Below are 13,044 nucleotides of genomic sequence, written 5' to 3'. Positions count from 1 at the left end.
ACCAACGATCGGGTCAACCCATGAAGCGCGCCGTGTTCCCGGTCCGCATGGTGCTGCCGGCCCTGGCTTGGCGATACCCGATCAATCCTCCTGCACCGGTGAGGATCAGGATTCCGGTGAAGCCAGGTACGGCGACGGCCGCGACCTCGCCGAACCCGGCCGCCCGCAGGTACTCCATGTAGCCCATCCGGTAGGACGGGGCGACCGAGGCTTGGTTGCCCGCGCTGAACGCAGGCGGTGCCTGCTGCTTTTGCGCAGGCGGAGGCGGCGGTGGCGGTGCGGAGCTGGCGCCCGGGTTCACCGGAGGCGACGGCGCGGCCGGAATGCCCGGGCGCGGAACGACTCCAGGTCCGGCGCCGACCGATCCGCCGTTGACATTGGGGGCGCCGACCACCGGACCGCCGGGGAACACCACGACGGGCAGCGTGATCTGCGCGAAGGGAAGCTGGGAGGCCGCGGTGGCCAACCCGGTGACGACGTTGTTGACCCCCGTGAGGACCCCGTTCACGGCGTCGACGAACGGGTCGAAGGAGAACCCATTGATCGGGGCGAGCAGATCGCGCGGAATGGTCGGGAACTGCGGGATCGGCAGCTGCATCCCGGGTGGGATCGGAGATTGCCAGGTGACCGGAGCTGGCACGCCGTCACTACCCCCGTTGGGGGTCACCACTTGTGGCAGCGCCCAGTTCCACCAGTTGAACGGCCACCACACGACGGGAGCCGCGGTAGGGGGCGGCGTCTCGGTGGGGGGGACGGCTGCCGCCAGCTTTTCGGACGCCGCCGCCAGCGCCTGCGGAAGGGCCGAGGTGGGGACCGACGGGGCAACCACAACGTGCGTCGTCACACCCGTCGATTGTTCGCTGGGGGATGCGGATCCAGTTTGCGGAGCGGGCGTGGATGCGGATTCAGTGGGTTTGCTGGAGGTCTCGGTGACGGTGGTCGGCGCCGTCTCGGTCGGGGAGGCACTCTCGTGGGTGGATTCGTGCGTGGTCTCGTGCGCCGTCGCCGTACCGGTGGTCCCACCCGCGGGCACGCCATTGCGTCCGTCCCCGACTTGCGAGCTGGGCTTCGATGGACTGCCGGTACCTCCCGGCGCCGATCCGGGGGCGGAGGCTCCCGAGGTCCCGGTCGCCTCGGGGGAACCGGTCGCGGGCGGAGCGCTGTTGTTCTGCGAACCGCCGGTGTCAGCGGGCTTGCCGGTATCGGGGTCCGCAAGCGCCAGTGACGCGCCCGTACCCGCCACGAGCAGCCCAGATGCCATCAAGCACGACGCCGCAGCCAAGCGCATACGGGGAACCACTCGTCACCAACCCCTCACGGCATCGTCGGTTCGGCCTTCTTGATGTCCGTCAATTGTCGCATAAACATCCTGAACTGTTTGCTGGTGTGCAGAACGTCCTCATTCTGTAAGGGGTGAATCCCGCACGCGGCCAGTCCGACGATAGGGTTGGCGTCACCAAGCGCAGCCAGAATCGCGGGATCTCGACGGAATTGACTGGGAGGCAGCCGGGATGGGCGTGTTCAAGCGTCGTAAGAGCCGCTCAACCCGCAGGGCCGAGGCCCGTGCGATCAAGGCGAAGGCCAAGCTGGAGGCCAGACTCGCGGCCAAGAACGAGGCTCGCAAGATCAAGGCCGACGGCAGGCGCCAAACCTCCGCCGTCAAGGCGGGCTTGAAGGCACAACGGGACAGCGACAAGACCGCACTCAAGGTTGCTGAGGCCCAACTCAAGGCGGCCAAGGAGGGGAAGCTGTTATCCACTTCGCGTATTCGCCGGATCATGACGGTTTCGCGGCTGTTGGCCCCCGTCCTGGTGCCGATCGTCTACCGCGCCTCGATCGCCGCGCGGGGCATTCTCGACCAACGCAAGGCGGACCGGCTCGGCGTTCCGCTCAGCCAGCTCGGGCAGTTCTCCGGCGCGGGTGGCGGGCTGTCCGCACGAATCTCCGGCGCTGAGCAGTCGCTGCGGCAGGTCGCCGAGTCGAAGCCCAAGGACGCCGAGACCAAGCAGTTCGTGACCGCCATCAACGACCGATTGAGGGATCTCTCCGCGGCCGTGACCGCCGCCGAGAACATGCCGACCACCCGCCGCAAGGCGGCCCACGCAGCCATCACCCAGCAGTTGGACGGCATCGACGCCGACTTGATGGCCCGCCTCGGCGTGGTCTAGCGACGTGCCCGCCGGCTCTGCCTCACCTGCGATTCCATTGCGGGGCCTGGCTGCCGGCTCGTTGACCGTCGCCCTTGCCACCACCGCGCACGCCGCTGCGGGCGGCGGAACCCCGTCCGGGGCTACGGCGGCTCAGCTCGTCCTGCTGGCCGTCGTGATCGGAGCGCTCTCCGCGACGATCTCCTGCGCCGACCGGTTCCGGGTACAGCTCGCCCTGATGGCGGCCGGCCAGGTGCTCGGCCATGTCCTGCTCGGCACCGTTGGCCACCACCATGCGAGCGCCGCGGGCCCGTCGGCCGCGGCGATGGTCGCCGCCCATGCGGTCGCGGTCGCATGCGGCGCCGCGCTGATCGCGGCCGCGGGATACCTGTGCGCCGCGATCTCTCGGGCGGTGCGGACCGCCGTCGCACCAACGCCAACCCCGGTGACCACCGCGCCCCGGGCCGCACTCGTTGCCGCGGATCAGCCGCTGCGGTCCGCGCTCCAACTCGCCGCGTCGATGTCGCATCGGGGGCCGCCGGTCGGCGCCGTTCGCTGACCGACCACCCCATTCCGACAAAAGGAAACCACTCGAAATGCGATCCATCCGAAGGGCGTTTTCGCGCGCCCTCATCACGACCGCCACCACAGGTGCGGCCATGTCCATCGCCCTGCTCTCCGGCGCCGCGCCGGCCTGGGCCCATGTTCACGTCGATGCCGACGACGCCGCGCCAGGCGGTTCCGCGATACTGACGTTCCAGGTTCCCGGAGAATCTGAAACAGGCGCTCTGACAACGCAGTTCAGCGTCGCACTGCCGAAGGTGGCCTCGGCGCGCGCCGAGGTCATGCCCGGCTGGACGAGTCACCTCGACCGAGATACCGCTGCGGGCACCGTGAGTTCGGTGACCTGGACGGCCGCGCCGTCCGTCGGGATCTCGTCGGACCAGTTCGCCTTGTTCCGGGTCTCGGTGGCGCTGCCCAACCAACCGTCGGTCACGTTCCCCGCGACGCAGACCTACTCGGACGGAAAGGTGGTCCGCTGGGATCAACCGCCGCTCCCCGGCGGCGGCGAACCCGAGTACCCCGTGCCGGAGCTCGATCTGTCGGGAACCCGCGCGCCCGAGCATCAGATGTCGCCGTCGCCGGCCCCCACCGTCGCGGCACCGGCCGAGCAACCCGTCGCCGAGGCCCCGAAGGCTGGCGACGACACGGCCCGCTGGCTGGCCGGAGGTGCGCTGATCGTCGCCGCGGTGGCCGTGGTGGTCGCCGTGATCGGTCGGCGGCGTACGTGATCCGGAAGATCACCGGAGCGGCGTTCGTCGTCGCCCTGATGGCCGTCCTGGCGCTCACCGGCGCCGGGACGGCCTCCGCCCACGCGATCCGCATCTCCGCCGATCCCGCACCTGATTCCGCAGTAGACAAGGGACCCGAACGCGTCAGCGGGACGTTCAACGAGCAACTGCAGACCAGCTTTGCGGCCATGACGGTGGTCGGCCCCGACGGCAATCTGTGGTCCACCGGCCCCACCGATGTCAAGGGCGCTGTGGCCAGCGTGGGGCTGCGGCCGCTCGGGCCCGTCGGCACCTACACGGTGAACTACCGCGTGACCTCCGCGGACGGTCACGTGGTGTCGGGTTCGTGGTCGTTCCGGCTGACGACGGCCGGGTCGGGCACACCGGGTCCGCCGGTGGGGGCGACCGGGCCGGCGGACGAGGGCGTTCCGGTCTGGCCGTTCATCGCGGCGGCCGTCGCGATCGTGGGTGCAGGCGCGTGGTGGGCGGTCCGACGACGGGCGTGACGCGGCTGCGGATCGTGGCGGCCGGCGTCTTCGTCGTCACGGCATCGGCAGTGGCGGCGTGGGCACTGGCGTCTCCGCAGAACTCGTTGAGCGCCACGCTGATTCGAGCGGTCGCCGACTGCTCGGCAGTGGTCACGCTCGGCCTCGCGGTGGTCCCGATGTTCGACACGGACCGGTATCGCCGCGAGGTCGCCGAGCGGGCGTCCGGACCGCTGATCCTCGCGTCGGCGGTGTGGGCGGTGGCCGAGGTGATTCGGATCGTGGTCGACGCGGCGCAGGCGGTCGGGACGTCCGCGGTTCGAGTGGGCGTGCGTACGACGGTCGAGTTCACGGTGGCCACCACCACGGGGCGTTCCGGGCTGATGTGCGCGGTGGCCGCCGTCGTGGTCGGCGTCGTGGCCGTCGTGGCGTCCCGTGGGCAGTGGAGACCGGCGGTCGGCGTCGTGATGGCAGGCGTTGCGGCGGTCGGGCTGACTGGGCGCAGCCTGGTCGGTCACCTCGCGGAGAGCCCTGCCGGCGGCCTTGCCGTCACCGTGCACGCATTGGCTGCGGCGTTGTGGTGCGGGACGTTGGCCGCTCTGGTCCTGGTGATCGAGCATCGCGGGCAGTGGGCCAGGGTGTTGCCGCGCTTCTCGCAGGTCTCCCTGCTGTGCGTGGTGACGCTGGTGGTGTGCGGCGTCGCGGCGACGGCGTTGCGGCTGCACTCCCCTGGCGAGTTCGTCACGACGGGGTACGGCCGGCTGCTGTCGGCCAAGATTCTGCTGACGGCAGCGTTGACGGTCCTCGCCTGGCGCAATCGCAGCTGGTGGCTACCCGCGGCCCGGTCACACCGCGCCAGCGCCGACGTATCGCGGCTGCGGTCCAGGATCGAGCTGGCGGGCGTGACCGTGGCACTGACCCTGGCCGCGGCCCTGGCGGTCACGGGATAGCGACCAAAACCCAACTGGCATGATGGCTGGGACGAGAACTGCAAAGGAGCAGCCAGATGGCAGACCAGCAGGGTCGACCGGACGACGAGCCCACCGAACAGCCGTCGACTCCGGATCCGACATTGGATCCGACACTGCCGCCGCCCGCGAAGAAGACAGCCGCCAAGAAGGCGCCCGCAAAAGCGGCGAAGAAGGCCCCGGCCAAGGTGGCGAAGAAGGCCCCCGCCAAGGCCGTCAAGAAGGCTGCTCCGGCGAAGGCTGCACCGGCGAAGAAGGCACCCGCCAAGAAGGCGCCCGCCGTCCCACCGCCCCAGCCCGCAACCCCGCCCGCTGCGGAGGCACCCGCGCCTGCAGCTGCGGAGACCAACGGCTCGCGGCCGGCCAGCAGTCCCGCCAAGGAGACTGCCGCACAAGCGAAGTCGACCGTGGCCGCCGCAACCATCCCCGTCATTGCGCCGGGGCCCGTGCCCTCCCGGCTGCCGGTGGCGGCGGCCATCGCGGCAGGGATCCTGGCGATCCTTGTGGTTCTGCTGGCGCGCCGCAGCTCTGAAGACGACTGACGGAATCGACTTGACCCTGACGCGACGTCAGGGTCCATAGTCGACTCCGTGGACGCGAACACCGTCGGCTTCATCGCCGAGTTGACCGGCATCTCGGTCCGCACGCTGCACCACTACGACCACATCGGTCTCGTGGTGCCCAGCGTGCGGACGGCGGCGGGCTACCGCGGCTACACCGACACCGACGTCGAACGACTGCATCTGGTGCTGGTGTACCGCGCGGTGGGCCTCCCACTCGACGAGATCCGCACCCTGCTCGACGTTCCGGACGTCGACGTGTCCGCCCACTTACGTCGCCAGCACCGTCTGCTCCTCGATCAGGCAGACCGGCTGGCCCACACGATCAAGGCAGTGGAGGAATTGATGAACGCACACGGCAACGGCATCCAGCTGACCGCGCAGGAGCAGGTCGAGATCTTCGGCACGGACGCGTTCGGCGGCGAGTACGCCGAGGAGGCCGAACAGCGCTGGGGCGACACCGACGCGTGGAAGCAGTCCCAACAACGCGCTGCGCAAATGTCCAAGCAGGACTGGATCGACGTCAAGGCCGAGGGTGACGCGCTGCTCGCCGCGCTGGCGAAGGCCAAGCGGGACGGCGTCCAACCCGGCTCGCCGGCCGCCGAGGACCTGGTGGCGCGGCACCGCGCGCAGATCGAACGCTTCTACGACTTCGGGGGCGACATGCACCGCAACCTGGTCGAGATGTACGTCGCCGACGAGCGATTCACCAAGTACTACGACGACGTCGAACCTGGACTCGCGCAGTTCGTCCGCGACATCGTCCTCGAGAGCGGATCTGCCGGTCCCTCTCGCTAGCGGGTATCGAACAGAGTGATCGGTCCAGTCTGCGGCGCAGTAAACCGATTTGGCCAAGCCGTATGGAAATCCGTCATGTACTGCCGGGCAGTCTCGTCGTGACAGCCGAGCGCCTACAGTGGTCGATCCGGCCGTCGGCACGCTCGCGGTCACAACATGTCGGTAGCGGGTGGGACCCTCGTCAGTGAGATGTCTCGGCACACTACGTTCAAGTTCTGCCTCAACCCGACGGTCGAGCAGCACAACGTGCTGGCTCGACATACCGGGGCATCTCGGTTTGCGTTCAACCAATGCCTTCGGACGGTGATGACTGCGCTCACCCACCGCAAGTCCGACCCCACACTCGGTGTCCCGTGGACCGGGTTTGATCTGATCAACTGGTTTAACGCGTGGAAGGGAACTGAGGCCGCTGGCCGCGTCTTCGCCGTCGACACCGAGGGCACCGTTACCACGGTGGTGACGGGTCTAGCCTGGCGCGCAGAGGTGTGCCAACAGGTGTTCGAGGAAGCTGCCGTCGACCTCGATCGAGGATTGCAGGCGTGGTCGGATTCCCGCTCCGGTAAACGCAAAGGCACACCTGTGGGCTTTCCCCGGTTCAAGAAGAAGACCAGCGCGGAATCGTCGTTTCGGCTGCGCAACAAGCACCGCAAGGGCAAAACTGCGGCGATCCGTGTCGGCGATGACGGCCGAGCTCGCTCAGTGACCTTGCCCGGTATCGGGCGGATTGCGGTGTTCGATGACACACGCCGGCTGCGGCGCCTGCTCGCAAAGGGCCGAGCCAGGATCCTGTTCGCCACGATCACGTCGCGCGCGGGACGCTGGTGGGTTTCACTGACCGTCGAGGCCGCCGATCTGCATCCCGCACAGCAACACCCGCGCCGATCCGACGACGACCGGGGCGGCTGGATCGGTGTCGACAGAGGGTTGTCGGTGTTCCTAGTGGCCGCGCGGGCCGACGGTGTCGAGGTCACGCGGATCACTGACGCTCCCAAGGCGTTGGCCGAGGGCCTCAGCCGGCAGCGACGGCTGTCGAAATCGTTGTCACGCAAGCAGAAAGGATCACACAACCGCCGTGATGCCGCCGCCAAGTTGGCGCGACATCACCGTCATGTCGCCAATGTGCGCCGCCATTTCCTGCACCAGGTGTCCAACGAGTTGGTCAAGACCCACGACCGGATCGTCATCGAGAACCTGAACGTAGCGGGGATGCTACGCAATCACCGCGTTGCCCGCGCGATCTCTGACGCCGCATGGACTGCGTTCGCCAGAATCCTGGGTTACAAGCAGGATTGGCGCGGTGGGGAGTTGGTCGAAGCAGATCGTTGGTACCCGTCAACCAGGCTGTGCCCAGTCTGCTGGGCCGTCGACACCGATATGACGTTGGCCGACCGCATCTTCGTCTGTGGCTGTGGGCACACCGCTGATCGTGACCTCAATGCGTCGGTGAACTTGGCCCGCTGGGGTCAAGCCCACCACCACGAAGCCTCACCAGATCCCCGGACCCCCAAGCAACGGGGCCGGGCCACCAACGCCCGCCGACGGGACGGCTCTGACCAGCACCCCACGTGTGCCGGTGAAACCAGCCCGAAAGACGCGGGAACCGACGTTCACACCACACCAGCGGCCTGAACCGACGACGTCCGAGAAGGGCGGTGCCGAGCACTCACCCGAGTTGCTCGACACGCTTTAGCATCGAAATGTGACCATCGAACCGCGCGCAACCGCCGATCTCGTCGACGACATCTACCCCGACGTCCGCAGCTGCGATCTGCAACTGCAGAACTACGGTGCCACGACGATGTTCGCCGGACCGATCACCACGGTGCGCTGCTTCCAGGACAACGCCCTGCTGAAGTCGATCCTCGGCGAGCCCGGCAACGGTGGCGTGCTGGTGATCGACGGCGACGGGTCGCTGCACACCGCACTGGTCGGCGACGTCATCGCCGGGCTGGCCGCGGACAGCGGTTGGGCCGGGCTGATCGTCAACGGTGCGGTGCGGGACGCGTCGACCCTGCGCACCATCGGCATCGGCATCAAGGCGCTTGGCACCAACCCGCGCAAGGGCACCAAGACCGGCGAAGGTGACCGCGACGTGGCGGTCACCTTCGGCGGTGTGACGTTCGTTCCCGGCGAGATCGCCTACTGCGACGAGGACGGGATAGTCGTCGTCGTCGGAGACGACAATCCAGCCTGAGTCAGCGGCTAGACCTTCAGGGCTGCACGCTGTTTGGTGAAGTGCAGCGCCTCGTCGTCGACCTTGCCCTGACGGATCATCCGAATGTCGAGGAAGTAGTTCTGCTTGAGCTTCCACGGCGCCTTCGCGCCGGCCTTGGGCAGGCTGTCGAGCGCACGGAGCACGTAACCCGGCGTGAAGTCCATCAGAGGGCGTTCCTCGACGGAGTCACCGGGATGCTCGGGCACCACGGTGTCGAAACCGTTGGCGTCCATGTAGTTCAGGATCCGACACACGTACTCGGAGACCAGATCGGCCTTCAGCGTCCACGACGCGTTGGTGTAGCCGATGGTGAAGGCCATGTTCGGCATACCCGACAGCATCATGCCCTTGTAGGACATCGACTGCGTCAGGTCGACGGGCTCGCCGTTGCGGCGGATCTCCGCACCACCGAACAGCCTGAGGTTGAGACCCGTTGCGGTGACGATGATGTCGGCCTCGAGCACCTCACCGGAGCTGAGCTTGATGCCCTCGGGCACGAAGGTGTCGATCGTGTCGGTGACGACGTCGGCGTTGCCCTTGCGAATGGTCTTGAACAGGTCGCCGTTCGGCGCGAGGCAGAGCCGCTCGTCCCACGGGTTGTAGCGCGGGCCGAAGTGCTTCTCGACGTCGTACCCCTCGGGTAGCCGCCGCTGCGCCATGGTCAGCAGGGTCTTGCGCATGTACTTCGGGAACTTGCGGGCCAGCTGGTACTGGGCGGTGGCGAAGGCGATGGCCTTCCACCGGTTGACCACGTGAGCGGCCTTCTCGGGCAGCACCTTGTTGACCTGCTGGGCGATCGGGTCGACGTCGGGCAGCGCGCCGATGTAGGACGGCGAGCGCTGCAGCATCGTCACGTGACCGGCGCCGCTGTTGACGAGGGCCGGGATCAACGTGATCGCGGTGGCGCCGCTGCCGATGACGACGACCTTCTTGCCTGCGTAGTCGAGGTCCTCGGGCCAATGCTGCGGGTGCACGATGGTGCCCGCGAAGTCCTCGGAACCCGGGAACGTGGGCGAGTAGCCCTGGTCGTAGTTGTAGTAGCCGGTGGTGGCGAACAGGAACGAGCAGGTCAGCGTCTTCTCTTCGCCGCCGCTGTCGACCGTGACCGTCCAGCGGTTGTCGGCGTCCGACCACTCCGCGGCGGTGACCTGGTGGTTGTACCGGATGTTCTTGTCGATGCCGTTCTCGGCGGCGGCTTCCTTGATGTAGGACAGGATCGACGGCCCGTCGGCAATGGCCTTCGCCGACGTCCACGGCTTGAACCGGAAGCCGAGCGTGAACATGTCCGAGTCCGATCGAATGCCGGGGTACTTGAACAGGTCCCAGGTGCCGCCCATGCCTTCGCGGCGCTCGAGGATGGCGTAGGTCTTCGACGGGGAGCGGTCCTGCAGGTGCCATGCAGCACTGATGCCCGAGATGCCGGCGCCGACGATCAGAACGTCGAGATGTTCACTCATGATGCCACGTTATCAACACCGTGTTGAATAGGTCAACAGCGTGTTGAACAATTCGACATACAGTAAAGTAACCGTCGTGACCACCACCAGCCCACCCCGATCCGGCCGCGGTCGTCGTTCGAAGCGACCGTCCGGCGACGAACGCGAAGCAGCGATCCTCGCGACCGCCGAGCGGCTGCTGGAGAACAAGGACTTCGCCGACATCTCCGTCGACGACCTGGCCAAGGGCGCCGGCCTGTCCCGGCCGACGTTCTACTTCTACTTCCCGTCCAAGGAGGCCGTGCTGCTCGCGTTGATGGACCGGGTGATCACCGAGGCTGATCAGAAGGCCGACGCGGCGCTGGGCGGCATGCCCGGCGCGCGCGTCGACCCCGCCGGGGTGTGGCGAGCGATCAACGCGCTGTTCGACACCTTCGGTGCACATCGCACCGTGACGCTCGCGGGTGCCGCGGCGCGCGCAGGCAATCCCGAAGTGCACTCGGCGTGGACGACGTTCATGCAGAAGTGGATCGACTACACGACCGCGTCGATCCAGGGCGAGCGGGACAAGGGTGCCGCACCGGACGGCATTCCGGCGCAGGACCTGGCCATCTCCCTGAACCTGATGAATGAGCGGACGATGTTCGCCACCTTCGCCGGCGAAACGTCGTCGGTTCCGTACGACCGGATCGTCGACACCCTCGCCCACGTCTGGGTCAGCAGCATTTACGGCAACGCCCGCTGATTCGTCGTACCTCGGTGCGAACAGCTGTCCTACGCTGAGCAGCGCGAAGACCGTCCTCGTGTCGCCTGCGCCCACACGCTGGCAGTTCGTCGTGGTGCGCGATGGGTTTCCGATTCACGTGCCAAGGCTGTACTCGACATTGCTGCGCGACATTGGGTGTGGCCACCAACGTCTTGGCCGCCCGGCTGGACAAGTTGGTCGGAGCCGGGGTTTGAAAAGCTTGTGTATAGAGATCTGGGCGAACGTGTCCGCGCGGCGAGCGCAACACCGGCAGATTCCGTCAGCGTGTCATTCGTCGAAGAATCCGGATCATGGCCAACGTCAGCGCGTTCACCCGCGATCTCAACGATCTACCCCAACAATTGCGCGCGAACACCTCACCCGAGACGCTGGAACAGATGCGCGGCATAAACGACCGGTTCGCCACTATCGTGAACCTCATCGACGACGACTGGGTCTACCTACCGTTCACCGTCGTGCACGCCGAGCGCATCGATTATTGACGACGCTCTGCGACACTTGCTGCAGTTCTTCACTTCTGGCCGGACCACGGAGGTCATCCGCAGGCTGCGGATTCATGCGGCCGCAGCGTCGATCACGCTCGCGGGGCGATTGTGGCCAGCTACGCGCGCTGAAGGCAGCTGGCCCGCCGGCAGGCTTCGCCAATTGCTGCCGTGGTGGGCATCTTGGGTGTCAGTCCGTAGCTCGCGAGCGAGCAAGCTAGGCCATCGCCGAGCGCCGGGAGTTTGCAGCTAGCGGGTACGCGGGAGTAGGGCTGGCGGTAATCAACTGGTGACGGTGGCTGGAATCGCTTGTGAGACAAGGTCGATTACGGTCACTAAGACTGGAATCTCCTCTTAGACACCAACTACGCTGCGTTGAATGACGCTCCCAACGGGAGAGCACACGACCCTTTGACGCGGTAATTCAGTGACCCAAATATCCACTCGTCAGGATGATCCGCCCGAACGGAAGACAGGGAGGTTCCGAGCATTCCCGGATACGAGCGGCATCCCACGACAAGCCGTGGGCCGCTCGGGCGACGTACGTTGCTGCGCAGCGCCGGCGTTGCGGGTGCCGCGATCGTCGCCGCCACACTGTTCGGATGTGATGACCACGACGACGCGTTGACGTTCTTCTTCCAGGCCAACCCGGAAGAGGCTGGCGCACGCATGCGCGTCGTCGATGAGTTTCAGCGCAGACATCCCGACATCAAGGTACGGACGGTGTTGTCAGGGGGCGACCCGATGCAGCAGTTGTTGACCTATTGCGCAGGCGGGAAATGCCCGGATGTGTTGATGGTCTGGGAGCTGACTTATGCTGGGCTGGCCGATCGGGGTGTACTGCTGGATCTGAACCCGATCCTGGCTGCGGACCCGACCTACGCCTCGGCGCTGAAATCCGAAAGCGTCCCAGTCTTGTACGACACGTTCGGGTTCAAGGGTGGGCAGTATGCCTTCCCGGAACAGTGGTCGGGGAACTATCTGTATTTCAATGAGAAGCTGTTGGCCGAGGCGAACTTGAGACCGCCCGGCCGATGGGAGGATGCCTGGAGTTTCGCCGAGTTCCTCGATTTCGCCAAGAGGCTCACCAAGCGTGACGCGTCGGGCGAGGTCACGCAATGGGGCCTTGTCGACACATGGGTGCCCTATTACTCTGCGGGTCTGTTCGGAATGAACAATGGCGCCAATTGGTCCAGCCCGTGGAACAACCCGCGGCGCATGAACTTCGATGACGACCCGTTCATCGAGGGTGTCCAGTTCTACGCGAACCTGGCCAACAAGTATCAAGTGGCCCCGAAGGCGGCCGACCAGCAATCGATGTCCACGATGGACCTCTTCGCGCGGGGTCAGGCCGCGATGGCCATGGGAGGGCACTGGCGTTACAGCACATTCTCCGAGGCCGGCGGCCTTGATTTCGACGTCACGGTATTGCCTGTCGGCCCGAAGGGGCATGGCTCGTGGTCGGACGTCGGAACGACCGGTCTTGCCATCGCAGCCGACAGTCCGCGCAAGCAGCAGGCGTGGGAGTTCGTGAAGTTCCTGACCGGCCCCGTCGGGCAGGCCGTGATCGCCGAAACCGGCCTATTCGTACCTGCATTGAAGTCTGCGATCAACTCGGCAGGATTCGCCAAAGCGCATAGCCGGGTGCACAACCTCAACGTCCTCACGGGCGGTCCGGCGCGCTCGAGGCACCTGCCGGTCACCCCGGCGTGGGAAAGGGTCGATGCTCTGATGGATCGCAACTTCGGCCCCGTGCTGCGCGGAGTCCAATCGGCGACCTCGTTCAAGACCGACCTCGCTGCTGACGTCGACAAGGTCTTACGCAATCAATGACTGTCAGCGAGAAACCTCCAGCGCCGGCCGTGCCCCCGCGGACGGGGAATCGTTCGGTGCTG

General features: G+C 66.7%; 14 protein-coding genes. 12 read left to right on the top strand and 2 right to left on the bottom strand.

Features of this window, described 5'->3' with window-relative positions; translation table 11 throughout:
• Positions 1 to 13: 13 nt before the first annotated feature.
• On the bottom strand, positions 14 to 1,288 hold the full coding sequence (locus tag HNP02_RS32260; protein WP_184444731.1) for a hypothetical protein: 1,275 nt from the start codon (positions 1,286 to 1,288) through the stop codon (positions 14 to 16).
• Between the two features lie 223 nt (positions 1,289 to 1,511).
• On the opposite strand from HNP02_RS32260, the gene HNP02_RS32255 reads away from it, so the two are divergent.
• From HNP02_RS32255 to rraA, 9 genes are all read left to right on the top strand, one after another.
• Entirely contained in the window at positions 1,512 to 2,168 is a 657-nt protein-coding gene (locus HNP02_RS32255; RefSeq protein WP_184444730.1) for a DUF6474 family protein, read from the top strand.
• A gap of 4 nt (positions 2,169 to 2,172) precedes the next feature.
• Positions 2,173 to 2,706 carry a hypothetical protein gene (locus HNP02_RS32250; protein WP_184444729.1) on the top strand — a complete coding sequence of 178 codons (534 nt, stop codon included), beginning with the start codon at positions 2,173 to 2,175 and terminating at the stop codon, positions 2,704 to 2,706.
• A gap of 100 nt (positions 2,707 to 2,806) precedes the next feature.
• Positions 2,807 to 3,439, top strand: coding sequence for a YcnI family protein (locus HNP02_RS32245; protein ID WP_375373729.1), 633 nt, complete (start codon positions 2,807 to 2,809; stop codon positions 3,437 to 3,439).
• On the top strand, positions 3,439 to 3,945 hold the full coding sequence (locus tag HNP02_RS32240) for a copper resistance protein CopC (RefSeq protein WP_309241772.1): 507 nt from the start codon (positions 3,439 to 3,441) through the stop codon (positions 3,943 to 3,945). Before HNP02_RS32245 ends, HNP02_RS32240 begins: the two co-directional genes overlap by 1 nt.
• Positions 3,921 to 4,874: a copper resistance D family protein gene (locus HNP02_RS32235; RefSeq protein WP_184444829.1), complete on the top strand. Its 954-nt coding sequence runs from the start codon at positions 3,921 to 3,923 to the stop codon at positions 4,872 to 4,874. Before HNP02_RS32240 ends, HNP02_RS32235 begins: the two co-directional genes overlap by 25 nt.
• Before the next feature lie 56 nt (positions 4,875 to 4,930).
• Positions 4,931 to 5,434, top strand: coding sequence for a hypothetical protein (locus tag HNP02_RS32230; RefSeq protein ID WP_184444727.1), 504 nt, complete (start codon positions 4,931 to 4,933; stop codon positions 5,432 to 5,434).
• A 48-nt stretch (positions 5,435 to 5,482) separates the two neighbouring features.
• Positions 5,483 to 6,250, top strand: a complete 768-nt coding sequence (locus HNP02_RS32225) for a MerR family transcriptional regulator (RefSeq protein WP_184444726.1) — start codon at positions 5,483 to 5,485, stop codon at positions 6,248 to 6,250.
• 189 nt (positions 6,251 to 6,439) lie between these two features.
• Positions 6,440 to 7,879: an RNA-guided endonuclease TnpB family protein gene (locus tag HNP02_RS32220; RefSeq protein WP_184444827.1), complete on the top strand. Its 1,440-nt coding sequence runs from the start codon at positions 6,440 to 6,442 to the stop codon at positions 7,877 to 7,879.
• A gap of 70 nt (positions 7,880 to 7,949) precedes the next feature.
• Positions 7,950 to 8,444, top strand: coding sequence for a ribonuclease E activity regulator RraA (gene rraA, locus HNP02_RS32215; RefSeq protein ID WP_184444725.1), 495 nt, complete (start codon positions 7,950 to 7,952; stop codon positions 8,442 to 8,444).
• A gap of 8 nt (positions 8,445 to 8,452) precedes the next feature.
• On the opposite strand, the gene HNP02_RS32210 is transcribed toward rraA, so the two are convergent.
• Positions 8,453 to 9,922 carry an NAD(P)/FAD-dependent oxidoreductase gene (locus tag HNP02_RS32210; RefSeq protein WP_184444724.1) on the bottom strand — a complete coding sequence of 490 codons (1,470 nt, stop codon included), beginning with the start codon at positions 9,920 to 9,922 and terminating at the stop codon, positions 8,453 to 8,455.
• 76 nt (positions 9,923 to 9,998) lie between these two features.
• Between HNP02_RS32210 and HNP02_RS32205 the strand changes: the two genes are divergently transcribed.
• The 3 genes from HNP02_RS32205 (at position 9,999) to HNP02_RS32195 (ending at position 12,982) form a co-directional block, all read left to right on the top strand.
• Positions 9,999 to 10,646 carry a TetR/AcrR family transcriptional regulator gene (locus HNP02_RS32205; RefSeq protein ID WP_184444723.1) on the top strand — a complete coding sequence of 216 codons (648 nt, stop codon included), beginning with the start codon at positions 9,999 to 10,001 and terminating at the stop codon, positions 10,644 to 10,646.
• Positions 10,647 to 10,957: 311 nt separating this feature from the next.
• Positions 10,958 to 11,149: a hypothetical protein gene (locus HNP02_RS32200; RefSeq protein WP_184444722.1), complete on the top strand. Its 192-nt coding sequence runs from the start codon at positions 10,958 to 10,960 to the stop codon at positions 11,147 to 11,149.
• Between the two features lie 489 nt (positions 11,150 to 11,638).
• Positions 11,639 to 12,982, top strand: a complete 1,344-nt coding sequence (locus tag HNP02_RS32195; RefSeq protein WP_184444826.1) for a sugar ABC transporter substrate-binding protein — start codon at positions 11,639 to 11,641, stop codon at positions 12,980 to 12,982.
• The last annotated feature ends 62 nt before the right edge of the window (positions 12,983 to 13,044 follow it).

The organism is Mycobacterium sp. AZCC_0083 (assembly GCF_014202335.1).
In the GTDB taxonomy this organism is placed as follows: domain Bacteria; phylum Actinomycetota; class Actinomycetes; order Mycobacteriales; family Mycobacteriaceae; genus Mycobacterium.
This window is presented reverse-complemented; position numbering and strand designations above follow the sequence as displayed.